The following is a 26,390-nucleotide window of genomic DNA, read 5'->3' on the forward strand; positions in this document are numbered from 1 at the left end:
TCACATTGGTGATAAAAATCAATTGAGTATTAAGTTTGGGGGTATAGAATATGGGAAGAGATGCACCAACCGAAGAGAAAAGCTCGATAACACCTAGAGATCGAAATGTAACTTTTGAAAGAGGCACTGAGTTTGTGGTTCCTTATGTAGAAAAAAATATTAGCAGGTGTAGATGTTCACAGTGTCCAGTTCAGGCTAAGAGTCGATGTGCACAGAGTGAGGTCAAGAGTGCAAAACAGGCATTGAAGAATGCTCATGCAGGTGAAGTTCCAGACCCAGAAAATGTTCCGGGTGTTTATTGCTCGGAAGGTCCGGCCCCATGTCAGGACCTTGACTTTGACAGACAATGCATCTGCAGTTCATGTGAAGTCTGGAAGGAATATGATCTCAAAAATGCAAATCCAAACAACCATTTCTGTCAACATGGCAGAGCGACCTGATCTATCACTTCTGTCAGATGCTCAACATAATTAATTTATTTATTAATTTTTATTGGATCTTTGATTTAATATTTAGATAGTGTGTTTAAATTTCACTTGTTTTTCACTTGTTTTTCACTTGTTTTTCACTTTTTCTTAGAATTAGATTGCAATGGAAGCAGTTTTCTGGATTTATGAAAATTTAGTCTCTCACCGAAAATACTATATCTTTTGATAAATATTGTTATTGATCAGTCAAAATATTTTGGGGTTGGCAAGTATAATTCTAATGTTTAATCCTAGGGCCTATCTTAGGTTTTTCAAGATTTCTAAAGGCTCAAATAGCCCTATTTCAACTTATGGAGGAGAAAAATAAATGGTATCCTCTTTACTGGCAAACGTTGACGTACTTCTTGGCTTTGCTATCTTAATTCTTACTATTTTCTACAGATTTCAAGTTCCTCCTGTACTTGGTTTTCTTGTAACCGGAATGCTGATTGGCCCATATGGGCTTGGTATTCTCAATGGAGGACAGAATGAACTGAATGCCGATCTCGGTGTAATCTTTTTACTCTTTACAATTGGAGTTGACCTCTCCTTAAAAGAACTATGGAAGATGAAGAAGGCTTTATTCTTGGGTGGAACTCTCCAGATCCTCTTAACTATATTTCTTACCCTCATTATTTGTTCATCTCTAGGTTTTAACTCCACTACCTCTGTTTTTTTCGGTTTTTTGATATCACTTAGCAGTACTGCAATAGTACTCAAAGTCCTCCAGGACAGAAACGAAGTTTATACACAACATGGGAAAACCTCACTTGCAATTTTGATATTTCAGGATCTCGCTATCGTTCCCCTAATTCTTATTACCCCATTATTGGCTGGAGATTCTCTAAGCTTTGAAGGTTCACTTTCAACCGTTTTTCTCAAAGGTTCACTGGTCATTCTGGTTTTTATCCTGAGTGCCAAATTCCTGATTCCCTACATATTCTACCATGTGGGCAGGACGGGCAATAAAGAGTTATTCCTTGTCAGTGTTGTTTTCATTTGCCTTTCTACCGCTCTCTTTACCTCAAGTATCGGGCTGTCTCTTGCCCTTGGCGCGTTTTTAGCTGGGATTGTCATATCAGGCTCCCAGTACAGCCAGCAAGCAATGGGCAATATTATACCTTTGAGAGATATGTTCATGAGCTTCTTTTTTGTGTCTGTAGGGATGCTCTTGAACACTGAATATTTGCTTGATCATCTCATGATCCTTATTATTGCTTCAATTGCCTTAATAATTATAAAATCAATAGCAGGAGTAGCTAGTACTTTTCTTCTCGGCTGCCCTCTTCGTGCAGCTATATTGACAGGGTTTGCATTGTCTCAGGTAGGAGAATTTTCTTTTGTTCTATCCAGATTGGGGGTGGAGTATTCTCTCATGACTGAAGAGGCTTACCAGGCGTTTCTTGCAGTTTCTATAATTACCATGGGAGTTACGCCTTTTTTGATTAATGCTTCCTACAAGCCCATCGATTTCCTTGTCACAAGAGTTTCAGGAACAACCAACGGCCTGAAGCTAATACATGGCTTATATTCGGAACCTATTAAAGAAGAAGAACAGGCTGAGCCTGAAATGAAAGACCATTTAATCATCGTAGGTTTTGGTTTTTCCGGAAGAACAGTCTCGAAGGCTGCAAAAGCCGCAGGCATCCCTTATATTATTGTAGAAGCAAACCCTGAAATTGTTATCCAAGAAAAACAGAAGGGGGAAAACATCCACTATGGAGATGCAACTTTTGAGGTTGTACTGGAACATGCAGGCGTTAAGAGTGCAAGAGTTCTTATTATCGGGATCTCAGATTCAACCGCCACAGGTAAGATCGTAGAAATTGTGAAAAAATTGAATCCGAACATCTGTATCATCGCAAAAGTAAGGGATCTGCAGGAAATGAAACGCCTCAATTCCCTGGGAGCGGATGAAATCATCCCCGAGGAATATGAAACCTCAGTAGAAATCTTTGTCCGCGTGCTGGAAAAGTATCTGGTTCCGAGAGAGAACATTGAAAAACTTGTAAATGATGTGCGGGCTAATGGCTACCGGATGCTGCGAAAATTGTCAGGGAATACATGTGATGATAGCGAGTTCAGCATAAAAGACGGGCTTCCTGGAGTTGATATTCAGGTTCTGAAAGTGGAAGATGGTTCAAGTTTCGATGGAAAAGCCCTTGAAGACCTGAACTTCAGAAAAAAACACGGAGTTACAGTACTTTCGGTTCGCAGAGGCTCAGATCTGATTTACACTCCAGAAGGAAATTTCATCCTTCATGCAAAAGATGCCTGTATCCTTCTTGGAAAACCTGAGGATCTTTGCAATATAAGAAGGTTCTTTGAAAGTATTCACGGATAATCAACAATTTCGCTAATTAAAATTTCACGAATTAATTTTCATGTTTTCTCGATCTGCAATACAACATATATCCCATGCTTCCTGAGTTTTTACCATGCGTCAGATCATTCTCGCGTCTGCATCTCCAAGGCGAAAAGAATTGATTAAACAACTTATAGGAGATGACTTCCTGGTCTATGCCAGTTCCTATGAAGAATCTCCTTGCCCTGGCATACACCCTGAAGAACTTCTTTTAAAGCATTCTGTCGAAAAAGCCAGAGACGTAGCCAAACATCTTAATTCCGGGCTTGTAATTTCTGCTGATACCTCGGTGCTTTTTAATGGAAAACTCATGGGAAAGCCAAAATCTTCCGAAGAAGCAGAGAAAATACTGAAACTCTTAAGTGGACAGCAATTCCTGGTTATAACCGGGCTTACAGTCCTTGACCTGGACAGAAGGACAGAAATCAGTGAACTGGAATCCACAACGGTCTGGATGGACAAAATAAGCAATGAACAGATTTCAGCCTATGTCAGAACAGGAGAACCCCTTGATAAAGCAGGAGCTTTTGCTGTTCAGGGAAAAGGGGCAACCTTTGTGGAAAAAATAGAGGGTGATTTCTTTAACGTCATAGGTCTCCCTCTTTTCCGTCTTGGAAAGATCCTGCAGAAAGCTGGAGTATCTATATTTAGTGAAGATCTATCCTGAAAACCATTGTACTGCAACCGCTATGATGGTTGATCCTTTCGTTGCTGAGTTTTTCGGTCAAGCCTTTTTTCAAAAGGGTTGCAGGCAAGCAATTTTTTCAAAAGGGTTGCGGGCAAGCAGTTTTTTAAAAGGGGTTGTGCTACAACCGTTATGATGACTGATCTCGTCGTTGCTGAGATTTTCGGTAAGCCTTTTCAAAAAAGGCTTGCGGTAAAAGTAATAAAGTATATCTGACCAATTAGGTAATAAGAGATGATTAAAATAACTCTAAATCGAATTTGGATACATTAAAAAAGTTTTGTTTCATTTTTATAATTACTTCAGGCACTTAAAAATCCAGAGGCGTTCCGGATGCTCCAGGTTTACAATACTCTTACACGAAAGAAAGAGGTTTTCAAACCTTTAAAGGAAGGCGAAGTTTCGATTTACGCCTGCGGACCTACAGTTTACAACATGCCGCATATAGGCAACTATCGTACTTTTCTGATGGCAGATAATATTGTGAGAAGTCTTGAGTACCTTGGATATAAAGTAAAACTTGTAATGAACATTACTGATATAGATGACAAAACTATCAGGGATTCGAAAGTAGCCGGAATGTCACTTAAGGATTTTACGGATAAATATACGGCAGAGTTTTTTAAAGGCCTTAGTATGCTGAACATAAAAAGGGCTTCAGCTTACCCTAGGGCTACGGAAAATATTGACAGCATGATTGAACTTGCGCAAAAGCTAATAGACAAAGGGATGGCTTATGAAAAAGGCGGGTCGGTCTATTACAGAATTTCGTCATTTCCGGATTATGGCAAACTTTCAAAGCTTGATTTTGATAACATTATAATTGGCGCATCGGTGGACGTGGACGAATATGATAAAGATAATCCCCGCGATTTCGCCCTCCTGAAAGCTTCAACCCCCGAGGAAATTGAAAGGGGGATTTATTATGAGAGCCCATGGGGGAAAATCCGTCCTGGATGGCATATCGAATGCTCAGTGATGGCCATGAACCGCTTTGGGCCCACTCTGGATATGCATTTAGGAGGAGTGGACCTTATTTTCCCTCACCACGAAAATGAGATTGCACAATCGGAAGGGGCAACAGGAAAACCTTTTGCATGCTACTGGATTCACGGAGAACATCTCATAGTCGAAGGAGAGAAAATGAGCAAATCCAAAGGAAACGTCTTCACCCTGCCGGAGATTGTTGAAAAGTACGGTGGGGAAGTTGTGCGTTTCATGTTTCTCTCAGTCCACTATCGTAAAAAACTGGACTATTCCGATGCCTTTGCCGAAAATGCAAAGAATAATTATTTACGGCTTAAAGAAACGCTTGAGAACCTTGAATTTAGCCTGGAAAGCGCAGAGAATACAGATTATCCTGGGGACGAAGAAGTTCTTAAAACCCTCCCTAAACTGGAGAAACAGTTTAGAGAAGCTCTTGAGGACGATTTCAACACCCCAAAAGCCTTAACGATTTTTAAGGAGCTTTCCCGTACAGCTAACAAGTACCTTGAATCCGAAAAAAATCGACAGGTCCTTGAGAAGCTTTATTCCCTTTACAGGCAGTTTTCAGATACCCTGGGCCTCTTTTCTGAATCAGGAAAAAAGAAAATCCCCACAGAAGTAATGAAACTGGTTGAAGAACGTGAAGCTGCCAGAAAAAAGAAAGATTGGGCAGTTTCAGACGCTATCAGAGAAAAAATAAAATCCATGGGATATATTGTTCAAGATACAAAAGAAGGGCCAAATGTAAAAGAAAACGAAGAAAGTTAAGAAGGTATTTAAGGTCTGAACTTTAACTTAAATTAAAACGTCAATAATTATTTATTTATATATACAAGTTTACTTACGTTAATCTATTCTTACTCAGGGTCACAGTCTCTTTTTCTATGAGACATGACCATATTACCTAATGGGGGGCAGTTTCTGGATAAAATCACTGTTGATGAAAAAGTTACTGTTGATGAAAAAGTTACTGTTGATGAAAAAGTTACTGTTGATGAGAAAGTTATTGAAAATTCAGGTAGGGAGGCCTTAAAAGCAGGGGGTATTTTAGCCGAACTGGGGCATGCTCCAGGTACAGTAAAAAAATTTGCGCTTGTATCTCCGAAAGCCCTGGAAGAAAAATCCACAGAATCGGTTGATAATGCGATGCTTATGATTAAGGAGATTTCTAAAAAAGTTGTAGACAATCTAGAGGAAACTCCTCCTGAGTTCAGGCCATGTCAGGTGGAACTGACTTTTAACTTACTTCTGACTATGAATGGAAAAGCAGTTATCACCAAATCGGAAAATGAGAAAAACCTGAAAGTAATGTTAATGTGGAAGAATAAAGGAGAGGAGACTGAGAAGGAAATCCCTGAAAAAGAAGGTTGAAACTCGGTCTATACAGTTATATAAATTTTTAATGTAAGCATATGGGTTAGGATCGAAGACTTCCTGAATCCATATATTTACTTCTCGGTAGCCAATTTCATTTCTTGGTAACCAGGAGATTCATTTATTGATATCTTTATTGGTATCAGGATATTCACTTTCCGGTAGCTAAGATTTTATTTTCGGTAATCAACATATTCATTTATTGATATCTTTATTGGTATCAGGACATTCACCTTCTGGTAGCTAAGATTTTATTTATCGGTAATCAACATATTCATTTATTGGTAACTATATTCACCTATTGGGTCTTTACGTTAAATTCTGTGGTTATATGTTATAAATATTTCTTGCAGTTTTCCTGCATGGTTTCCAGAAAGAAGAATAATGATTTACGAAGCAAGTTAAAAAGTGGTAGGTGGTATGAAATCCAAACTTCTTGTTTTTTTACTGGTTATTTCGCTTTTTGCAAACGCTTACTTTGTCCTGTTTGAAGAACAGCCTTCCTTTGAGGGAAAACAGGTCCAGGAAATGCAGACTCAAATAAATTCCCTTGAAACGGAAAATAAAAACCTTAAGACGCAGATGAATCAGAGTAATGAGTCGCTTCAGTCTTACGCTTCACAGTTAAAGTCCTATCGAGAAAGGGTATTTGAGCTTGAAAATGGCTCTCAAGCGTGTCCTGAAGGAATTGAAGGCTTTGCTACCCTTCAGGGGCCCGCGGTTTTCCAGAAAGTCGAACTCGAGAAAGCAGGTCCCTTTATCCGGAAAAATGTTTCTGAGGAGGGAGCTTTGCTCAATATCTCAGCTGAGGTCCAGCCCGGAAAAGGCCGTGTGCTTGTCCAGACAACCCCTCTGATGGGTGTGGTCTTCCAGGATGCTGCAAACACTGCAGTTTTCGTCACTGAAAACAAAACCGGTAAACAAATGTCAAGCAGTGATATTATTTTCAGCATTACCGCTTCGAATAAAACTCCGGGAGTCGATGGTCCCAGTGCAGGAGCTCTCATGACCCTGCTTACGATTTCAGCCATTGATAACAATACCAAACTGAACAATAGTATAACTCTTACAGGCACGATTGACGATAAAGGCAATATCGGTCAGATAGGTGGAGTTATGGAAAAAGCTAAGGCAGCAAAAGCCGGAGGCAAAACCCTTTTCCTCATTCCGAGGGAAAACAGCCAGCTTGTGATATATAAATATGTAGAAAGGCAGCTTGGCGGTTTTAATGTCATTGAGCAGAAGCCAGAAATCGTAGACGCTAAAGAGTACATAGAGAAAGAGGTGGGAATCAACATCGAGTATGTGGATACTATTGATGACGTACTTAAGTATGAGAAGTAAAATCTGGATTTGGATACTTACTGTAATTTGGATTATAGCTTTGATTCTTTTTCCGGGGCTTCTTTTTCTTCCCGGAACTTTATCTTGCTACTGCAAATCGTTTCCTTGAGGTTTTGAAAAATAGACCTGACTGATAAAGAGCTCTGCCAACAGCAATTTTTATTTATCTTCAAGCTTTTTGATCATTTTGTAATACCTTAAGTTTTGCCCATTTTTCACAGGAATCACATATTCGGCCTGTGTTTCATAGCCAAGAGCCCTATAAAAAGAGTATGCTACAAGTGAGGCATCCAGATCCATTATCCTGACTCCATTTTCCATGGCCTTTTCTTCAAGCCCGTGCATAATCTTCTTTCCGAAGCCCATGTTTTGATATGCCGGCTTTACAAAGACTCTTCTAGCGCTTGAACCAAGAAGAGTGCCCGTTCCTATAAACTCCTTTCCTGAGGTAAGAATCAGGCAATGTCCTTCCAGTATATCGTTTACGATATTCGTCCGATTGTGATAATCCTTAAAGTAATCAACTGCTTCCTGCGAGTAAATATGGAAATAACAGGTATCAATTGTCTCGTTTACCAATTTTCTCAAATAGTCCGCATCTTGAGGTTTAGCTATTCTCATTATTATTTCTTCAGCCACTATATCTTATCCAGCATTTAAATTTTGTAAACGTCGTTTGATTACGTTAAGAGTACTTAAATTTTTGTTGGAGTGTTCTTATTTTTTAATCTAAATAATTGTTGATTGATTCTCAGGCCATTTTTTAGTATGAATAATTATTGATTTTCAGGCCATTTTTTAGTATGAGATTTTCCGGTACTGAGTTTTGGAATATTGAAAGTTCCCTCATGCTTTAAGTTCATTCAGGCAGGTTCAGCCTGTTCTACTATTTTTGTTTTTTATATTTATTATTTTTATTTAAATATCATAAAGTATATATCTACATGCGTTAAAATTAAAGCCGTTTCAGGCTGCTGTCTGATATGCACTTTTAAATTCTGAAAAACACCTCTTATCGACTATGCCCCCCGAAATCACACCTATCATTGAAGAACCTGCGCTTATTGTAACCAATACTGAAAACTCACTGGTAGTTGCCGATATCCATCTCGGGATCGAATGGGATCTGTACAGGAGTGGGATCAATTTACCCAGCCAGATGAAAGGACGGCTGGACAGGCTTCTTGGCTATATACGGGCAAATTCCCCTGATAGAGTAATACTTCTTGGGGACGTGAAACATAATGTCCCTAAGGTCTCCTGGCAGGAAAAAGACGAAATTCCTCGCTTCCTCGAAACGCTTGCAGAACATTCACACGTTGATATTATCCCCGGAAACCATGATGGAGGAATCGAACTTCTTTTCAACAGGCAAAAAGACATCAGGATTCATTCCGCACGCGGTGCAGTTATTGACGGAGTGGGATACTTCCATGGGCATACCTGGCCTGCCCCTGAACTGCTGGCTGCATCTTATGTAGTCACAGCCCATAATCATCCCACTGTTCGTTTTACAGATTCGTTTGGTTACTCAGTAGTTGAACCTGCCTGGATCAAGACAAAGTTCAATCTGGAAGTCCTGAAAGCTCATTTCGGAAACCTTGATTTTGAGAATCCTGCACAATGGACAGATCCTGAACTCTTCATAATACCGGCTTTTAATGAGCTATGTGGAGGCGTGCCTTTTAACGAATCTACTCAGGACGAACTTCTGGGCCCGGCTTTTTCCTCAGGTGGAATCAAACTTGAGGCTTCGGAAGTATATTTACTTGATGGAACAAGGCTCGGACTGCTCAAGAATATTCGGAAGCTGAAGCATACAAGAGTTAGAAACAAGAATAGGAATAGAAGATGCAGGAATTCAAAAGGCTCTGTATAATATGAATTCAAAAGACCCTATATAATATGATTTGGCATGTAGACAAAGAATTTAGCTTTAGTCATAATTCCCAATGTGAGTATTTGAACTTATTTTATAACCACGGAAAACGTGGAAAGCATGGAAAAATTATGCCCATATTTATTATTCTGTGCAGTATTAACATTACCATAATATCCAAATCTTTTTAAAATTTGACGCATATAACTATTTTGAATATTTGTATTACTTAAAGAGTAAGTGAAAACTCATAGAATCGAGGGGTTTTGAAAATATTAATATTAGCTTCTCTATCTACTGACAAATGACAGATACTCATTCTGTACTCATATTTTCTTAGTATGTGCAGTGCAGCAGATACTATCGACTTAGTTTTGAACTATCAGTTTTCTTTGGTCAAAAGGGAAGGAAAATAGGAAAGAATCGAAAACTCCAGGCGGAAAAATAAAACTTAGTGAAAGCAGACTGAGAATGTGCTCAGACTGAGAAAGTGTTGGGCCAGAGTGAGCAGGACATAAGGTAGAAGTTATAGTCACGCCTGTAATTGTTGCAACAAAAACCTCATTGTATCTCATTTGAACAGTTGCATTATTTAGCCTCGTGACTATAGAAGATATTCTTTCACCTGCTCGGGAGGTGGATAAACTGGAAATAACTGATATCGTTGACGTCCAGGCGATCCAGTCTATGATGGACAACTTCTACAAGATTACTCACATACCCATGAGCCTGGGCGATCTAAAAGGCAATATTCTGGTAGGTGTAGGATGGCAGGATATCTGCACGCAATTCCACAGGGTTCACCCCGAAGCCTGTAAGCACTGCGTAGAGAGTGACACCAGGCTATCTGCAGGCATTTCTTCAGGAGAGTTCAAGCTCTATAAATGCAAAAACAACATGTGGGACATAGCGACTCCCATCATAGTTGGGGGTCAGCACGTTGCCAATATATTCTCAGGCCAATTCTTTTTTGAAGACGAACCTCTGGACTATGAGATTTTCCGATCCCAGGCTAGAAAATATGGCTTCAATGAAGAGGAATATATAAAGGCGCTCGAAAAAGTCCCACGGTTGAGCAGGGAAGCTGTGAATACAGGTATGGCCTTCCTTATAACTTTTGCCAACATTCTCTCGCAGTTAGGCTACAGCAATTTTAAAATGGCTCATTCGCTGGCTGAACGTGAAGCTCTTCTGAGCGCATTGCAGGAGAGTGAAGAGAGGTTCCGGTCGGTTCTTGAGAACTCACTTGATGTGGCATACAGACAAAACTTTCAGACCGACAGTTATGATTACATGAGCCCGGTGGTAAAGAAGATTACTGGCTACTCTGCCCAGGAAATAAGTTCAGGAAATGCCAGTGAGATTCTTGGTCGTATTCATCCCGATGACCTTCCCATAGTTACTTCAGAGAGGGATCGGGCATACGACACTGGTTCTGGAACTCTGGAGTACCGGTTTAAACATAAGGACGGTAAATATCGCTGGTTCGCTGATAGATTCACGGTAACTAAAGGTTTGAATGGAAAGCTACTTTTTAGTGGGGGTATTATCCGCGATATTACAGAGCGCAAAAAAGTAGAAGAAGCTTTAAAAAAAGCACATGAAAATCTAGAAGAAAAAGTTAAAGAACGAACAATAGAGCTTGAGAAGGCTTACAATTCATTGAAAGAAAGTGAGAAAGGCCTCGCTGAAGCTCAAAAAATGGCTCATATTGGAAACTGGGAGTGGGAGATTGAAACTGATAAAGCCTACTGGTCTGAGGAAATGTATCATATTTTTAGACGTGATCCTCAAGAGCCAGCACCTTCTTACAATGAATATTTAGGTTACATACATCCCGATGATCGAGACTACTACCGGAATGCCCTTAAAAAAGCTGCAAAGGAAAATCTTTTTGTTATCGATTACAGGATTGTCTTAGCAAATGAGGAAGAGCGGATAGTCCATCTAAAATCCGAATTCGTGTATAATGATAAAAATATCCCCACTAAGGTAAAAGGAATAGTTCAGGACATTACTGAAAGCAAAAAAGCTGAAGAGAAAATACAGACACTGTTGAATGCAATTGAATCATCGGACGATGCCATTATAACTGAGTCTCTTGAATGTATTATTACAAACTGGAATAAGGGCGCAGAGCAGATTTATAGTTATTCAGCTGAAGAAATTATGGGGAAAAATATCTCAATCCTTGAACCGGATAATCTCAAGGGGGAAATAATACAGTTAATTGAAAAGATTAAGCAAAAAGAAAAGATCCGGCATTACAAAACTCTGCAGCGGAAAAAAGATGGTACCTTAATAAATGTTTCAATAACTCTTTCTCCGGTTTTTGACGCATCTGGAAAGCTTGTGGCTATCTCCGGCATTGTAAGAGATATTACTGACCATATCAAGGCGGAAGAAGCATTACATGAGAGCGAAATACGCCTACGCGGATTTTACGACTCAGATATGATCGGTGTATGTTTTTACAATCTGAACGGTTCGATAACAGAAGCTAACGATAAGTTCCTGGAAATAGTCGGTTACACTCGCGAGGACTTGCGGGCTGGGCAGATTAAATGGAATAAGATGACTCCACCAGAGTACAGTCAATTTGATGATCATGCCGTGGCTGAACTTAAATCAAAAGGCATAAGTACGCCTTACGAAAAGAAATACACCCGCAAAGATGGCTCACACGTACCTGTCATTATTGGGATATCTACCTTCAATAAGGTGCTTTGTGAAGGCGTAGCTTTTGTTCTTGACATTACCGAGAGGAAAAAGGCAGAAGAAGCTCTGGTAAATCTCGAGACTACCCGTAAGAAAGAAATCCACCACAGGATCAAGAATAACCTGCAAGTTATCGATTCTCTTCTTGATCTTCAAGCTGAGAAGTTCGATAACCCGAAAGTTATTGAGGCTTTCAGGGAAAGCCAGAATCGAGTTATATCTATGGCTCTCATCCACGAAGAATTATATAAAGGAGAAGGGACCGATACCCTGAACTTTTCTGAATACCTTAAAAAATTAGCTGAAAATCTTTTCCAGACTTATAGCCTTAGTAGTAAAAATCTCAGCCTATGCACGGACCTGGAAGAGAATACGTTCTTTAATATGGACACTGCTGTTCCTTTAGGAATAATTGTTAATGAACTGGTCTCTAATTCCCTCAAACATGCATTTACTGAAGGCCAAAAAGGACAAATCCGAATTAAGCTTTACAGAGAAGAAATTAATGACGAAACAAGTAAATCTCTTTTCAGCTTGACAGTTTCAGATAATGGAGAAGGAATTCCTGAAAATTTAAAACTAGAGAGGCTAGACTCACTAGGACTTCAGTTAGTAAATATCCTTGTTGACCAGCTGGACGGGAAAATCGAGCTTAAACGGAATCATGGTACTGAATTTAGGATTACTTTTAGTGTAGTGGAAAATTCGAAGTCTATGAATTGATAGACATAGGATACATTTGTAATGGTGCTATGAAAGTTTTGCAGCGAATAATACAGTAGTTATTTTATAAAGTAGTTTGTAATGGTGCTATGAAAGTTTTGCAGCGAATAATACAGTAGTTATTTTATAAAGTAATGCTGATTTCACTAATAATTTATTAATATATGGACTCGTTTTCTCAATATTTATATAATATGCATGGATGTATTGAAAAAATTAAATGTCAGGACTCAAGCTAATAGACAGCCATTATTCCTGGCATTCAGACTTGCAGCTTTCAGCCATAGAAGTGTGAATAAAAAATTCACTATCTAGTAACTTACATATCTAAAAATTCACAAATCTCCGTGAGGCCTTCCACGATTCTTTTCTGCTGTGGGCACTCGGGTTGATTTCTTAATGGCTGATTCGTTGATATTGATTTATTATTGATTTGTTCATGGTTAACTTATTTACTGACTTATATATGATTACTGATCGATTTAATAATTTATTATCGGTTTACTAATTGATCACTAATCGATTACTAAGTGGTTTATTCGTATTCACCTGAATAGGATGTACTGATTCGATGAGCATGGAAATTAACAACGAAAAAATGTCAGATAGCCTTGTACCGTCTGGCAATGAATCTGACAATAATGATATTTCAGATAGCAGGGTCTTTGATGATTCTAAACTTGCAAAACTAAACGGCATCAGAAGTCAGGGACTTAATCCATACCCCTATAAGTTTGAAAAGAATGGGGATATCTGTGAAATCCAGAAAAAGTTCGAAGACTTTGAAAAGAATGAAGGGCTAACGGTCAGAACCGCAGGAAGGCTCTACAATATTCGCAGGCTTGGAAAAATGATATTTGCTGACCTTGGAGACCAGGGGGGCAGAATTCAGATAACTTTAAGGAAAGGAAATCTTCCTGATGAGGATTTCAAGACTTTTAAAACCCTGGTCGATTCGGGAGATATTGTAGGCGTTCAGGGCACACTTTTCAGGACAAAAAGAGGTGAAAATTCCATCAGTGTATCCGAATTTTCTCTTCTCTCAAAATCCCTCTGTGCCCTCCCCGAAAAATTCCACGGCTTAAAAGACGTTGAAACCAGGTACAGAAAAAGGTATCTTGACCTTATAGTCAATGCTGATAAGCGAGAGATTTTCGTTATGAGGAGCAAACTTATATCCGAGATCAGACGATACCTTTCTGACAGGGAATTTCTGGAATTTGAAACTCCAATACTCCAGAATGTGTACGGAGGCGCAAATGCAAGGCCTTTCACAACTTTCCATAACTGTCTCGGGCAGAAACTCTTCCTTAGAATTGCTCCGGAACTCTACCTTAAGAGGCTTGTTGTTGGTGGATATGAGAAAGTCTTTGAGATCGCCAAGAATTTCAGGAATGAAGATATTGACACAACCCATAACCCTGAGTTCACCACGATTGAAGTCTATGAAGCTTATAGGGACTACAATGACATGATGGACTTAACTGAAGGCCTCATTTCAGAGCTTATGTTCAAGCTGACTGGCAGCTATGAAGTCAAAATAGGCGAAAACACGCTCAATCTCAGTACTCCCTGGAAACGTATTTCCATGGAAGACGCCTTAAAAGAGTATGCCGGGCTTGATGTTTTTGCTCACTCGCTTGAAGAGTTGAAGCAAATCGCAATCGAGAACAAAATCGAGGACTACGAAAAGGCAAATACTTACGGAGAGTTCCTTGCCCTGCTCTTTGAGGGTCTGGTAGAAGACAAGCTGATAAACCCGACTTTCATATACGATTACCCCGTGGAAAATTCTCCACTTGCCAAAAACCACAGGTCAAAAGAAGGCTTTGTTGAGAGATTCGAGCTATTCATGAATGGCTGGGAACTGGCAAACGGTTATTCCGAACTGAATGATCCTATTGAACAGAAAAAAAGGTTCGAAGAACAGGACAAGAAAAGAAAGTTAGGAGACCTTGAAGCCCAGACCATTGATTACGATTTCGTAAATGCCCTTGGATACGGAATGCCACCTACGGGTGGCATGGGGCTTGGGATCGACAGGCTTACCATGATACTTGTGGGCCTGGACTCTATCAAAGAAGTAATCCTTTTCCCGCAGATGAAAAGAGAAGACTGAAGATTTCAGACTTAATTTTGTTCTGCAGGTCCGAGTTTGTCCTGCTAAGCGGAAGGCCAGTCGAGGAGAAAATCTCCTTATTTTTTATTTTTGAGAAGTTTATTCCTGAAAAGCCTAAATGACATCTTCCTCGGGCAGCATATAATTTGATTTGGCTGAAGTCTACCTGCTGGATGGAACAAAATTAGGGTCATTAAAGAACCTCATGAAGCCAGACCAGGCCAAGATACCCTACCGAGGCTGAAAACTTGAGGAGACTTCAAAAAAGCCCAAATAAAGCTCATGTTTGAATGGGAAGTCGTGAAAACATTTGGCCTGTGTTTAAAGTGGTGTGTGTTTTCTGGTTAAAATTAAGGCGTTCTAGAAAGTCGTGAACTACCCCTAAGCTAAAGACTTAGGAGGTTTACGCTTTTTCCTATAAAATTTATTGAGTTTCTGAAAAAAGAATCTGGGGATTATATCCCGGATGAAGACTTATAAAAAATACCTAAATTTTTTTGATGTTCGTTTAGTTTGGTGCTTAACTTAGTCTTTAACTTCTATTTTCCTGCATTTTACGGAAGTTATCAGATGCCAGACTTTTCAAAAATACACTGGTTATGGATTTCAAAGAAATAGTTCATCATTCGATCTACATTCTTCCATATTTTTGTATTGTCATTTACCTTATTATTCTGCATACTATCTTTAATCATATTTTTCTTCAGACATCATCTTCAACAATAGATCTTTATAATAAAACACAATAAGTATTATACAACACAAGTTTTTTAGAATTGTTGTTTATAATTTAGTTACTACTCATTAAACGTCTTCAATCCCGGGAAAGTGTCTTTACTGAACCTGAGACAAAAATGAGAAAATAATTTGCTTTTAAGTAAACTGGCCGAGGACAATCTAATGGCTAAAGACGAAATATATAGGGCTCTATTTGAGCAGTCCAATGATGCAATTTTCATAACAAAAGGGGAGCATATTCTTGAAGTTAACCTAAAGGCTGTAACCTTCTCGGATATGGTAGATCTCATCTTGAAAAAATGTCCATTCTCTCTCCATTTACTGAAGAATCTCTTCCTGGCTTCCAGAATGCACTAAACGTAACTCAGGAAAACAGATCGGCGTTATTTGAAAATTCTGGCATGAACCGCCAGTACGGAGGTACTGGCCTTGGACTTGCTCTGGTAAAACAGTTTGTTGATCTGCATAAGGGCAGAGTATGGTTTACAAGTGTTCAAGGAAAAGGGTCATCTTTAATATTTGAGCTGCCCGTAAATGGTCTTGATGAAATGGAAAAAACTGATAATGTATTCAAAGATAGTGCCACCAAAGTTGGGGTATCTGCAAACTTTTCAGGATGAATAATTCCAGATTTTACTGCAGTATAGTTATAGGAAGACTATTTCCAGCTCTGGTGGTGAATAGTGTATCATTTCATGGAAGAACAATGCTTAGGTCCAATGGATTACTGGTTAGCATATCTACATCGACGTATAGTATTGAACTTGTCGAATTTTCTGAAACAGTTTGAGTCTTAGTGATATCGTTATCTAATGTAACCACAATTTCTCCACCTGGCACCGGTGTAATTGAAAATTTGTCTTTTATAGTTTTTCCAGGAACTGAAGAATATGATTTGCTAAATACAGAAGTGTTTTTTGAGTTAAGTAGTTCTACAGTAACCTCATGATTTGCGTTACCCCAATTATTTATGAAAAAAGAATTAGGATCAACGCTTTCACTATTGTTTTCTTCTTCAACGTTGTTCTCTTCTTTACCAGTAGGAGAGTTATGCTGCATAAAAGGGTTTAGAATAACAATGCCTACTAACAAAATGCATATGCCTGCAAATATAATTAAAGATTTTTTTCCTGACATTTGATTCCTTAATTAAGTTTAGTAAATATATACTTGTATTCAAACCTTTATATAGATTACGTAGTTTGAAAATAAATTGTGTAATCTTTACCTTCAATTCGGCTCAACATTTAAATTCATATCTTTAATTTTCTATATTAATACGTATTAATTTATATATTTTGACAGAGATTGATTTATAATATATTTAGCAGGTAAACCTAATTATAAGGTAAACCCATTGGTTATCGGTTAAGGAATTTGCTTGCCTGAAAGCTATCGATTTTGCATTAGAAGCCGTCCTTAAATTTTGGTCTCTTTAAATGAAATCAATACCCTGTTACAGCCCATAATTTATTAAAATATTTAACAAATGTTGAGAAAATTGACGCAATTTATCACGATTCTCCACTTAACCGAAGACACATGAAGGTAAACCTAATTATAGATAAATATTTTCATATTTCTCCACCATGAGACTCAATATCTTCCAGTGAATCTCTTCCATATTCAGTATTTTTGACTTTACTTTCCCTTTTTCGGAGTTATAAGTTCTGTAATCCCCTGAAACTTGAAAAATATCCATATCATTGTAGTTCTTTTTGTTGATTCTCCTTTCTGATCTGGAAACGTTTCATTATCGTCATCTAATTTTGTCCTCAGATTCCATTTTGCAATTAAAAAAATAATCAAGCGGAGAACCATTATCATTGCCAACGCTTTAATTCTCGACTTATTCTTAAAGTACACTTCCGATACGCTAAAGGAATAACTTTTCTAAAATCTAAATTTATTTTTAGGGTTGATCCTCAGATCACGGATTTTTCTAGGAAAATAGGGAATCGATTCTGGAATCGAAGCATCAGTATAAAAATGCACTTAAAAATTTGGAAAAAATCTAATGAAATTATTAAATAACTGTAAATATTTATAGTAATCACTTTTTGTGATTTATAGGAAAATGATTAAAAAATTTAAATAAGATGCTTGCGGGAGATAATAGAATCATATTAGGAATTGGGGATATAAAAAAAGAAATATAAAAAGAACATTATATGATATCAGTAAATTTAAAAGAAGGCAAGAAGGCCTAACACATTATTAACATAAGAAGGAACTAAATAAAAGTATGAAATCATAAGATCATACTTGTAATTCAATAATAGAACATAGGTATAAAAACACGACGGAGAATTCGCTGTGGAATGTAAAACTGTTATTCAGGATGTTATATGCAGGATAAAAGCCATTAAAGGCGTAGAAGATACATATATCTTGAGTGAAGAAGACAAAAAGAAGATTTTTGAGCTTGAGAAAAAAGCTGAAGGAGCTGTACTTATGGGGCTTGGTGTAGGAGACAATCGGGGAATAAAGGAAGTCTTCAAACGCCAGGTAATCATAGCTTTTACAACTAATATGAATTATGTCTGGCCTGAAGGACCCAATGTAGTACTTATGCAGTATGGAGAAAAGGTTGGTGAAGATGTTTACGATCCTGAGAAACTTGAAGAATGTAAAAAATGTAACGATATGCTGGTTATGGGAAACCTTGTAATCTACAAGAGCTGCGTGCCTAAGCCAAAAGATGCAAAGAAAGAACCCATAACTGTAGTACTTCCACCCAAGAAATGCCAGGACGTGGAATGCGTAGAAGGTGCGACTAATGCTGTAATTGCATCTCCGTCCACTCCCTCGGATGAGTATATCAGGTCTGTAATGGGTCTCAAACCGGCAGCAGGGCTCGGAACCTTTATTATTGGATTTGATCTTTGTTAAATGATGACCTGTAAAAACTTATGGATTTAAAATGAAGCAGGCTCTGCACAGCAAATATTGAACTGCCGTCATGCTCGCATTAAGTGGACAGCTCATCCTAAAACCAATTAAATTGCTACATCGGTATGAGTAAATCAATGCGGGTGTATCAATGTGAGTTTTCAAACACACTTTGTGATCCGAAGCTCTCGACTGATTATCCATAATTTGAGTTGGTAAATCATTTTGAGCTTTGGGATCAGCTCAAATACTTTCAATAAGATTAAATTAAGTAGCTTTTTTAAAAATCATAAAACTTTTTGAAGCTCTCAAATTGATTTCTATTTAGAACTGCCATAAGAATAAAAATTTGGAACCCAGAAACCGGAAAGACGGAACTTGAGATGAAAGAAGATGATTATAATAAGGCCTGCAGGGAAATCCTTGAAAAAGTACTTGCCGGCGAGATAGAAAACGAAAACCAGTTAAATAAGGCAAAAAAAGATGTCAGTAAACATTATCATCTAGCCAGCCTCCCCAGAAACGGAGAGATCATAACCCAGGGATCGGATGAAGAACAGGCAATAATTAAAGACTTTTTGAAACGGAAACCTGTCAGAACGATTTCTGGAGTTGCGGCAATTGCTGTAATGACATCTCCGGCTCCATGCCCTCATGGAGTTTGCCTTCCCTGCCCAGGAGGACCTAACTCTGCTTTCAAGTCGCCCCAGAGTTATATGGGAAGAGAGCCTGCAGCCATGCGGGCGATCCAGCATGGATTTGACCCTTATTCCCAGGTTGAATCCAGGCTTTCCCAGCTTAAAGGAATCGGCCATGATGTAGAAAAAGTGGAACTGATAGTGATGGGAGGTACGTTTTCTGCACGCAATCTCGATTATCAGGAATGGTTTATTAAACGCTGCCTTGAGGCAATGAACGATTTCACAGGAAAAGAGTGGAGAGAAAAAGCCTGGAGAATTGGGAAATCTTTACCTTATATTCCTCTTGAAGAGGTGCAGAAAGCAAATGAAAAAGCTGAAATTCGCAACGTAGGAATCACATTTGAAACGCGTCCTGACTGGGCAAGAGAGAAACACGTGGATGAATTTCTCAAACTTGGAGGAACTAAGGTAGAACTCGGAGTTCAGAGTGTTTATGATTTTGTGCTCACTCGTATGCAGAGAGGTCACGGAGTTGCAGAAATTGTCAGGGCTAATCAAGTATTAAGGGACAGCGCATTCAAAGTTGGATTCCATATGATGCCTCATCTGCCTGGCTCGGATTCAGAGCTGGACCTAAAAGGCTTCAAAAAACTCTTCGAAGATTCTCGCTTCAGACCCGATTATCTCAAAATTTATCCTACCCTGGTAACTGAAGGAACTCCTCTTTACAAGCTTTGGAAAGCAGGAGATTACGAGGCTCTTTCTGACGAAGAAGCTGCTGAACTAATTGCGGATGTAAAAGAGATCCTGCCTAAATGGGTAAGACTCCAGCGTATCCAGCGAGATATTCCAGCTTACCAGATCATTGCCGGGGTCCGAAAGAGTAATCTCAGGCAGCTTGCAGAAGAAAAACTAAGAGAAAGAGGAGGGAAGTGCCACTGTATTCGCTGCAGAGAAGTAGGACATACTGGCCTGAAAGGAAGAAAAATAAATCCAAAAGACGTTGAGCTGACTGTAGAGACATATGAAGCCTGCGGAGGCAAAGAACATTTCATCGCTTTTGAAGACCTTGCCGCAGATGTCCTCGTTGGATTTACCCGTTTGCGCTTCCCCGCTGTTCCTCATCGCCCGGAACTGCAGGATGCCGCCCTGATAAGAGAACTGCACGTTTACGGGTCTATGGTACCTATAGGAAAAGAAGCAAAGCAAAAGGAGTGGCAGCATAGAGGATATGGAAAGGAACTTCTGGAATATGCAGAGAAGATAGCACGTGAAAATGGATACCGGAAACTTGCCATTATTAGTGGGATAGGAGCCAGAGAGTACTATCGAAAATTCGGATATGTCCTTGATAATGTATATATGTCAAAAGTTTTGAAAGATTAAGACCTGCAACTCCTGAGCAGGTCACTAATTTTAATTTTGTTATTAACTTAATCCTGTCACCAATTTTAATTTTGTTATTAACTTAATCCTGTTATTAACTTAATCCTGTTATTAACTTAATCCTGTTATTAACTGAATATTGTCATTAACTGAATATTGTCATTAACTGAATATTGTCATTAACTGAATATTGTCATTAACTGAATATTGTCATTAACTGAATATTGTCATTAACTGAATATTGTCATTAACTTAATCCTGTTATAACTTAATCCTGTTACTAACTTAATCTTGTTACTAACTTAACTTTAAATATATTAACTGTGAATATAGAAAAATATTAAATAGTATGGTATGGTATCGTATAACTGTTTTCTTATATATAAAAAATAATAATGTAAAGTACAAAATAACGGTAAGAGTAAAGGCTTTATCTTGCTAACTGCTTTTCAAAATTCCAAGAAGAAATTAGCTTTAAAGAACAAAGGCACTTGAATTTGATAGATTATACTAAACCAAAAGAGAAGAAAAGTCAGTTTTTCCAGGATCAACTTTATAAAATAAAAGTTAAGAATTAAAAAGAAGATAAAAAACGTTAGTAAAAAATTAAATACTATACATTCGTAACATAGGAAAAACCTTAAGTTTAAATGTTAGGTTTTGAAAAACGATTTGTAAACTCTAGAATTTCAAAGAGTTTTTTAAAATAAAACTAACTGAAATTTAGAACTGATAAATTCAAAAAATTAAAAAACAAATAATTGAGTAAATCCGATAAACATAAAAATTATAAAAACTTAAAGTAAATTCCAGAAAATGTAAAAATGTTAAGGAGACCTGAAGATCCTACAAGTTCTGAAAGGACTCCTGAAACCCTGAAATCTAAAGAAACCCTGAAGAGACTCTAAGGAACTCTAAACAATCCTGAAAAATTCTGACGAGACTCTGAGGGAGAAACCCTAAAATACCCAAAAGAAACCCTAAAAGGCTCTAAAACACCTTAAAATGCCTGAAGAGAATGGTGATAAAAATGAAAATTAGAGTTGTAAGTTCAAAAGAAGAGATAGACACTTTAAAAAATGATGAGGAAATTATCCATCTTGCATTCAGACCATCCAACAAGGATATTTTTAAACTCATCCTGAAGTGTCCAGAAGTTAAAGCGATCCACATCCCAAGCTCATACAAGAAAACAATTTCCAGTTCCGCACAGATGTATCTTTCCATGCAGAACATTTCTTTACTTGAGGGTGATGTGTGGGGACACAGAAAAGATATTAATGAGTACTCCGAAATCTCCCAACGTGTTTTCGATCGCATACAGGAACTAAAGAAAGAAGGGTTTTCCGACGAAGATACTGTTGAGAAACTCGTAAGAGAAACAAGACTCAGCCCAGACTTTGTAAGTTTCATTATGTCTAACTGATCATCTAACTGATAAAAAATAACATAAGCCGGTCATCTTGATCGGCATCTGTTTTTTTATAAATCTGTTTTTTTATAAAATTCGTTGCTCAAATTGAGCGCGCTGATAAAGCAATTATTCTGTTCAAACTTTTTTGACTATTAAATAGACTTCTCTGAAATCTCTCTGAGAGAAATCTTTCGTATTTTCCTGCCGGACTCCAAAATAATTGGCTCCAGAATTATCTTTTATAGATTCCCGGCTAAAAACCTGGGCATGACCGATGGCAGTTAATTTAGCAGTTAATTTGGCAGTTAACTTGACAGTTAGTTTGGCAGTTAGTTTGACAGGTAATTTGACAGGTAATTTGATAGGTAATTTGATAGGTAATTTGATAGGTAATTTGACAAGGTAATTTGACAGTAGTTATAGAAAATCAATGTTAGTTTCAGATACATGATATTGGTTTAAGATAATGGGTTTAGCTTTAGGTGATCAATAGAAGTTTCAGATATAATGAGTACAGTTTCCTGATTCTGAAACTTTATTCAGGATGACGTATCTGCTCCTGTTCACTCAGATAAAAAGAATGGCATCCTGAGTAAAAAGCTTAAGTAAGATAGCGAAAAGATTTAACAGGATTTCATGACCGAGTTTGAACACATGCTTGTAAACTCATTTAATACATACATTGAAGAAAACGGAATAAGAGCTATTTCCTATAGACTTAAACAACATAGATTTACTCCGCAGTTTCTTGATGTACTTGTGGACTCTCTTAATCCAGATCTATACCTGGGAATTGAATGCAAAAGCATCTCAGTGGACAAGGGAGCAAATGCACTTTACTTCTCTCAGCATTTTACCGTAGATAAAAATGGAATTCATCAGATAGAAAGAATTTCAAACTACCTAAACAAATCAGGAAGACGTGGCTTTCTTGCAGTGGAGCTTCGCCTGGGAACCGGACACGGTAGAGAAGCATACATGATTCCCTGGAATGAGCTCAAAAAAAAATACTTTGATAAAGATCTCAAACTTACGCTACAGGAGATTCGGAGTTTCCCAGAAATCAAAAGAGAAGGAAAAAATTATAGGGTTGACCCTATGGAGTGGGAAAGAAAATAAAGTTTGAAAAAGCGCTTAAAAAGCGCTTAAACTTGAGGCAAGTAGAAAACCGTGGAGAGAATAATGTCTGAGACAATGAAAGCACTTTATAAAGAGGCGGCAAAGTGTGCCGAAGAGATTAAAAAGTATAAATCAGTCCACGTTGTTTCCCATATTGATGCTGATGGGCTGACTTCTGCAGGGATTATCTGTACTGCCCTTGAACGCGGAAATTTTGAATATACAACACGCTTTGTCAAGCAGCTTGATGAAAAGGCTCTTGATACCATCGCAGATGAAAATCATGATATTGTCATTTTTACGGACCTGGGAAGTGGGATGTGCGAACAAATAGAATCCCGCGGGATTCATGCAGTGATCTCAGACCACCACCAGCCTCAGGGAAGCTATCAATTTCATCTGAATCCTCACCTTTTCGGAGCAAATGGCTCATATGAACTGAGCGGCTCGGGAAGTACTTACCTGCTGGCTTCAGCCCTTGGAAAAAATCAGGATCTTTCCTCGCTGGCCATAGTAGGAGCAGTTGGGGACATGCAACATCTGAAAATGGGGCAGCTTGTCGGGATCAACAGGGAAATTCTGGAAGAAGGAGTTAAAGAAGGCACTCTCCAGTTCAAAAAGGACCTGACCCTATTCGGAAAGCAAACCCGCCCGATTTATAAATTGATACAATATTCCTCTGACCCTTATCTTCCCGGACTTACAGGAAATGAAGAAGCTTGCATCGAGTTTCTTCATACTCTCAACATTCGCTTCAACCAGAATGAACGCTGGAGGCGCTGGATTGACCTTGAAGACCCGGAAAAACAGAAAGTTGTCTCAGGACTCATCCAGTATTGCCTGAAATCAGGTATACCTTCGTATAAAATCGAGCGCCTGGTAGGTGAGGTATATGTTCTTCTAAGGGAAAAAGAAGGTACGGAAATGAGAGATGCTTCAGAGTTTTCCACCCTTCTTAATGCTACTGCACGTTATGACCATGCTGAGATAGGACTTGCAGTCTGCATGGGAGATAGAGAGAAAGGCTATGAGGACGCCCGCAAACTGCTTGCCGAACATAGACAGAACCTTGTTAACGGGCTCATGTATGTTAAAGAAAAAGGAGTCGTTCAGCTTGAAAATATCCAGTACTTCGATGCTGGCTCGGAAATAAAAGAAACTATCGTGGGAATTATTGCAGGCATGAGTTCCACACTGGTTAAAAACAGAAATCTTCCCATTATTGCTTTTGCAAAAGCCGAAGGAGGGATTAAAGTATCAGCCAGGGGAACACAGGATCTGATTCGCAGAGGAGTTAACCTTTCGGAAGCAATGTCAATGATATCGGCTGAAGTTGGAGGTGCAGGCGGCGGACACGATATTGCAGCAGGAGCAACTATTCCCAATGGTAAAAAGGAAGAGTTTGCAAGAAAACTGGATCTGTTTATAGGAGAACAAATGCAAAGAAAGGCACATTCAAAGTAAAGAACTAGCCTTCTGAAACACACTCTAAAAAACTGAACTAAGTCGTGGGTAAAGGCTCAATAAAAACAAAGAAATTTTATAATAGGATTTGCCATTGAGCCTTAAACCAGATCTTCAATTCTGCTCATCTCTTTGAATGAGATTAGTCTTGACATTGCACTGGTATCTATGTCAATTCCATATTCCTGTACAACAGCCATAGGATTTGTCCCTCCTATAACGACTATTCCGAGATGATCTCTCTCTATGGGAACATCCAGAACCCGTGTGTTTGGCTCCCCAACTTCCAAAATTCCACTAAAGCCTGCATCCAGAAGGTCAGAAAGGCAGCTTTCAATTTCATCTCTTGCAACCATAGGAGCTTCCCTAAGATTTGCAAGAATCTTACCTGAGCCTGTTCTGAGCATTTCCGATACAGAAGTAATACCCTGTGACATCAGGATTTCAAGCGGATCTACAGTCGTACTTACATAGGTCAGCACATCAGTGAAACGAACCGGAACTCCGTTTCGGATCTGAACAACTCCTCCAAGTTTAGGGTTTACAGGAATTCCTGCCTTGAGAAGCACACCGTCAATAGTAATGCTGCATACGGTCCCGATACCTACCTTTCCTTTTTCGATAGTCAGGTCTCCTATAGATTCTCCCTCGGAGACTATCTTAACATAGGGAGTCACAGAAAGCCCGCTTGAGATTACCATTTTGAAGATCCCAAGCACATCGTCCAGATCTTTTTTATCAATAAGTGAAAGATTAAGAATGATATCTCCATCCATTATCTTAGGATCAAATGTAGTCCTGAACATAAGATCTCTTATTCTGGATGATGTAAATTGAACACGGTATCCATTTTTTTGCATTTCGAACCTCCAGTAGTTGAAGGTATTTATACTTATTATAAGTTATGTATTAATTATGTGCTATAATTATGTACTAATAACCATATAACTATAATATATGTTTTTTATTATAAGTTATGTATTAACTATGTTCTCTAATTATGTACTAATGATCATAATATAATTATAATATATGTTTTTTATTAGAAGTTATGTATTAATTATGTGCTCTAATTATGTACTAATGATCATAATATAATTATAATATATGTTTTGAGCCTTTATCACTTATTTTTTGCGCTCTCACCTACCCATAGAACCGGATTACTATAGGGCGGGAAATAAGAGTAAAAGTTTTCTGAGAGAACGAACTTAAAAAGGAAAAACTAAAAAAGTCCAGTATGTTTAAGCTGGAAAATAGCCTGTTTCTCAGAACACTCCTGTTAAGAATCCTGTAAAATCCTGTGGAGCCGTTAAAAATCTCAGTTTTTCAATTCTATGCACAAGCTCATACATACATTCTCCGGAACCGAGCCCTAGATTATCGTATGCAAGGGGTTCAAGATGGCGGATAGGTGGTGTATTCCTGTAAAGAGGATTTTTGACATAACCATCTTTAAGCAGGAAATAAGAAGCCCCGGAAAGTCTTTTTATAGGTTCATAAACCGAGGAAAAGTCGCGACAAACCCAGTTTGCCATTTCGAGAGTTTTATCGGAAGCGTTTATAGTCACATGCCCGTATCCAGGAGGAACAAGTACTAAATCTCCTTTTTTTGCTTTTATGACTACGACATCTAGAACAAAATCTTCCTCTCCACTTTTCACCTTTTGCAGAAGATAAGTAGCAGAACCTTCAAGTACCTGATAAATTTCAGGATAGTAGGCATTTGTTCCTGGAACACGCGGATGGTAGTGGCCTACAGTTTTAATATATTCAGATCCAAGCATTGCGGGAGGAATTACAGTAATGTCATACCTCAGGTGATGAGCTTTAATTGCTTCAAGTTCAGAGTCACTTTTCGCAAGGTCCCTGAACATGTAGTACACATCCCGATTTCGTACCTCTGTTTCTTCAAACCACTCCTTATCAAACACCACATCTTCCATATCATGGAGTCTTCGGACATCTGCCACAGAGACTTTATCCCCGAACTTCATTGTAACTTCCATCGAGTTCCCCTTTCCTACCAGAGCATATAGCTAATATTCAGATTACAAACAAGAATTTACTATAAA

At 38.4% G+C, this 26,390-nt stretch carries 20 protein-coding genes and 1 pseudogene; 16 read left to right on the forward strand and 5 right to left on the reverse strand.

Annotated features, from left to right (window positions below):
• Positions 1–50 precede the first annotated feature (50 nt).
• The 6 genes from MSBRM_RS15495 (at position 51) to MSBRM_RS15520 (ending at position 7,222) form a co-directional block, all read left to right on the forward strand.
• The gene (locus MSBRM_RS15495; RefSeq protein WP_048121684.1) at positions 51–440 is read left to right on the forward strand and encodes a DUF2769 domain-containing protein; all 390 of its coding nucleotides are present in this window, start codon (positions 51–53) and stop codon (positions 438–440) included.
• A gap of 355 nt (positions 441–795) precedes the next feature.
• Positions 796–2,811 (forward strand): monovalent cation:proton antiporter family protein, encoded by a 2,016-nt coding sequence (locus MSBRM_RS15500; protein ID WP_048121686.1) that lies wholly within the window; start codon positions 796–798, stop codon positions 2,809–2,811.
• A gap of 94 nt (positions 2,812–2,905) precedes the next feature.
• Positions 2,906–3,499, forward strand: a complete 594-nt coding sequence (locus MSBRM_RS15505) for a Maf family nucleotide pyrophosphatase (protein ID WP_048121687.1) — start codon at positions 2,906–2,908, stop codon at positions 3,497–3,499.
• 351 nt (positions 3,500–3,850) lie between these two features.
• Entirely contained in the window at positions 3,851–5,272 is a 1,422-nt protein-coding gene (cysS, locus tag MSBRM_RS15510) for a cysteine--tRNA ligase (protein ID WP_048121689.1), read from the forward strand.
• 123 nt (positions 5,273–5,395) lie between these two features.
• A complete protein-coding gene (locus MSBRM_RS15515) occupies positions 5,396–5,875 on the forward strand; it encodes a CU044_2847 family protein (protein ID WP_052712920.1) in 480 nt (159 codons plus the stop codon).
• 423 nt (positions 5,876–6,298) lie between these two features.
• Positions 6,299–7,222 (forward strand): S16 family serine protease, encoded by a 924-nt coding sequence (locus MSBRM_RS15520; protein WP_048156221.1) that lies wholly within the window; start codon positions 6,299–6,301, stop codon positions 7,220–7,222.
• A gap of 159 nt (positions 7,223–7,381) precedes the next feature.
• On the opposite strand, the gene MSBRM_RS18940 is transcribed toward MSBRM_RS15520, so the two are convergent.
• The gene (locus MSBRM_RS18940) at positions 7,382–7,843 is read right to left on the reverse strand and encodes a GNAT family N-acetyltransferase (protein WP_141706483.1); all 462 of its coding nucleotides are present in this window, start codon (positions 7,841–7,843) and stop codon (positions 7,382–7,384) included.
• A 400-nt stretch (positions 7,844–8,243) separates the two neighbouring features.
• Here MSBRM_RS18940 and MSBRM_RS15530 point away from each other — a divergent pair, with 400 nt between their 5' ends.
• From MSBRM_RS15530 to MSBRM_RS15545, 5 genes are all read left to right on the forward strand, one after another.
• On the forward strand, positions 8,244–9,101 hold the full coding sequence (locus MSBRM_RS15530; protein WP_048121690.1) for a metallophosphoesterase: 858 nt from the start codon (positions 8,244–8,246) through the stop codon (positions 9,099–9,101).
• 687 nt (positions 9,102–9,788) lie between these two features.
• Positions 9,789–12,542, forward strand: a complete 2,754-nt coding sequence (locus tag MSBRM_RS15535; RefSeq protein ID WP_449288735.1) for a PAS domain S-box protein — start codon at positions 9,789–9,791, stop codon at positions 12,540–12,542.
• Between the two features lie 571 nt (positions 12,543–13,113).
• The gene (gene lysS, locus MSBRM_RS15540) at positions 13,114–14,661 is read left to right on the forward strand and encodes a lysine--tRNA ligase (RefSeq protein WP_048121692.1); all 1,548 of its coding nucleotides are present in this window, start codon (positions 13,114–13,116) and stop codon (positions 14,659–14,661) included.
• Between the two features lie 900 nt (positions 14,662–15,561).
• Positions 15,562–15,756 (forward strand): PAS domain-containing protein, encoded by a 195-nt coding sequence (locus MSBRM_RS20630; protein WP_048121694.1) that lies wholly within the window; start codon positions 15,562–15,564, stop codon positions 15,754–15,756.
• Entirely contained in the window at positions 15,699–16,019 is a 321-nt protein-coding gene (locus MSBRM_RS15545) for an ATP-binding protein (RefSeq protein WP_048156224.1), read from the forward strand. Before MSBRM_RS20630 ends, MSBRM_RS15545 begins: the two co-directional genes overlap by 58 nt.
• Before the next feature lie 73 nt (positions 16,020–16,092).
• Here the strand turns inward: MSBRM_RS15545 and MSBRM_RS15550 are convergent, their stop codons facing one another.
• Complete coding sequence (locus MSBRM_RS15550) at positions 16,093–16,536, reverse strand: hypothetical protein (protein WP_048121697.1); 444 nt, start codon at positions 16,534–16,536, stop codon at positions 16,093–16,095.
• A 421-nt stretch (positions 16,537–16,957) separates the two neighbouring features.
• Positions 16,958–17,292 (reverse strand): annotated as a pseudogene (locus MSBRM_RS20635) (IS1634 family transposase); the annotation flags it as partial.
• Between the two features lie 423 nt (positions 17,293–17,715).
• Here MSBRM_RS20635 and MSBRM_RS15560 point away from each other — a divergent pair.
• From MSBRM_RS15560 to MSBRM_RS15580, 5 genes are all read left to right on the forward strand, one after another.
• The gene (locus MSBRM_RS15560) at positions 17,716–18,291 is read left to right on the forward strand and encodes a hypothetical protein (RefSeq protein ID WP_048121701.1); all 576 of its coding nucleotides are present in this window, start codon (positions 17,716–17,718) and stop codon (positions 18,289–18,291) included.
• Positions 18,292–18,674: 383 nt separating this feature from the next.
• Entirely contained in the window at positions 18,675–20,318 is a 1,644-nt protein-coding gene (locus MSBRM_RS15565; RefSeq protein ID WP_048121703.1) for a tRNA uridine(34) 5-carboxymethylaminomethyl modification radical SAM/GNAT enzyme Elp3, read from the forward strand.
• Between the two features lie 1,030 nt (positions 20,319–21,348).
• Positions 21,349–21,744, forward strand: a complete 396-nt coding sequence (locus tag MSBRM_RS15570; RefSeq protein WP_048121705.1) for a DUF1699 family protein — start codon at positions 21,349–21,351, stop codon at positions 21,742–21,744.
• 624 nt (positions 21,745–22,368) lie between these two features.
• Positions 22,369–22,851, forward strand: coding sequence for a hypothetical protein (locus MSBRM_RS15575; protein ID WP_048156232.1), 483 nt, complete (start codon positions 22,369–22,371; stop codon positions 22,849–22,851).
• A gap of 63 nt (positions 22,852–22,914) precedes the next feature.
• Complete coding sequence (locus MSBRM_RS15580) at positions 22,915–24,315, forward strand: single-stranded-DNA-specific exonuclease RecJ (protein WP_048121709.1); 1,401 nt, start codon at positions 22,915–22,917, stop codon at positions 24,313–24,315.
• A 101-nt stretch (positions 24,316–24,416) separates the two neighbouring features.
• Here MSBRM_RS15580 and nrpRII read toward each other — a convergent pair whose 3' ends face one another.
• A complete protein-coding gene (nrpRII, locus tag MSBRM_RS15585; RefSeq protein WP_048121711.1) occupies positions 24,417–25,175 on the reverse strand; it encodes a global nitrogen regulator NrpRII in 759 nt (252 codons plus the stop codon).
• A 408-nt stretch (positions 25,176–25,583) separates the two neighbouring features.
• Entirely contained in the window at positions 25,584–26,324 is a 741-nt protein-coding gene (locus tag MSBRM_RS15590; protein ID WP_048121713.1) for a glucose-6-phosphate isomerase family protein, read from the reverse strand.
• Positions 26,325–26,390 lie beyond the last annotated feature (66 nt).

The sequence above is a fragment of the Methanosarcina barkeri MS genome (assembly GCF_000970025.1).
GTDB lineage: Archaea > Halobacteriota > Methanosarcinia > Methanosarcinales > Methanosarcinaceae > Methanosarcina > Methanosarcina barkeri.

Bases quoted from the DNA above. Each gene is read 5' to 3' on its own strand.
- MSBRM_RS15550 (WP_048121697.1), bottom strand. From the start codon at position 16,536: ATGTCAGGAAAAAAATCTTTAATTATATTTGCAGGCATATGCATTTTG.
- nrpRII (WP_048121711.1), bottom strand. From the start codon at position 25,175: ATGCAAAAAAATGGATACCGTGTTCAATTTACATCATCCAGAATAAGA.
- MSBRM_RS20630 (WP_048121694.1), top strand. From the start codon at position 15,562: ATGGCTAAAGACGAAATATATAGGGCTCTATTTGAGCAGTCCAATGAT.
- MSBRM_RS15590 (WP_048121713.1), bottom strand. From the start codon at position 26,324: ATGGAAGTTACAATGAAGTTCGGGGATAAAGTCTCTGTGGCAGATGTC.
- MSBRM_RS15515 (WP_052712920.1), top strand. From the start codon at position 5,396: ATGACCATATTACCTAATGGGGGGCAGTTTCTGGATAAAATCACTGTT.
- lysS (WP_048121692.1), top strand. From the start codon at position 13,114: ATGAGCATGGAAATTAACAACGAAAAAATGTCAGATAGCCTTGTACCG.
- MSBRM_RS15495 (WP_048121684.1), top strand. From the start codon at position 51: ATGGGAAGAGATGCACCAACCGAAGAGAAAAGCTCGATAACACCTAGA.
- MSBRM_RS15535 (WP_449288735.1), top strand. From the start codon at position 9,789: ATGATGGACAACTTCTACAAGATTACTCACATACCCATGAGCCTGGGC.
- MSBRM_RS15570 (WP_048121705.1), top strand. From the start codon at position 21,349: ATGAAAATTAGAGTTGTAAGTTCAAAAGAAGAGATAGACACTTTAAAA.
- cysS (WP_048121689.1), top strand. From the start codon at position 3,851: ATGCTCCAGGTTTACAATACTCTTACACGAAAGAAAGAGGTTTTCAAA.
- MSBRM_RS18940 (WP_141706483.1), bottom strand. From the start codon at position 7,843: ATGAGAATAGCTAAACCTCAAGATGCGGACTATTTGAGAAAATTGGTA.
- MSBRM_RS15500 (WP_048121686.1), top strand. From the start codon at position 796: ATGGTATCCTCTTTACTGGCAAACGTTGACGTACTTCTTGGCTTTGCT.
- MSBRM_RS15580 (WP_048121709.1), top strand. From the start codon at position 22,915: ATGTCTGAGACAATGAAAGCACTTTATAAAGAGGCGGCAAAGTGTGCC.
- MSBRM_RS15530 (WP_048121690.1), top strand. From the start codon at position 8,244: ATGCCCCCCGAAATCACACCTATCATTGAAGAACCTGCGCTTATTGTA.
- MSBRM_RS15575 (WP_048156232.1), top strand. From the start codon at position 22,369: ATGACCGAGTTTGAACACATGCTTGTAAACTCATTTAATACATACATT.
- MSBRM_RS15505 (WP_048121687.1), top strand. From the start codon at position 2,906: ATGCGTCAGATCATTCTCGCGTCTGCATCTCCAAGGCGAAAAGAATTG.
- MSBRM_RS15545 (WP_048156224.1), top strand. From the start codon at position 15,699: ATGTCCATTCTCTCTCCATTTACTGAAGAATCTCTTCCTGGCTTCCAG.
- MSBRM_RS15520 (WP_048156221.1), top strand. From the start codon at position 6,299: ATGAAATCCAAACTTCTTGTTTTTTTACTGGTTATTTCGCTTTTTGCA.
- MSBRM_RS15565 (WP_048121703.1), top strand. From the start codon at position 18,675: ATGAAAGAAGATGATTATAATAAGGCCTGCAGGGAAATCCTTGAAAAA.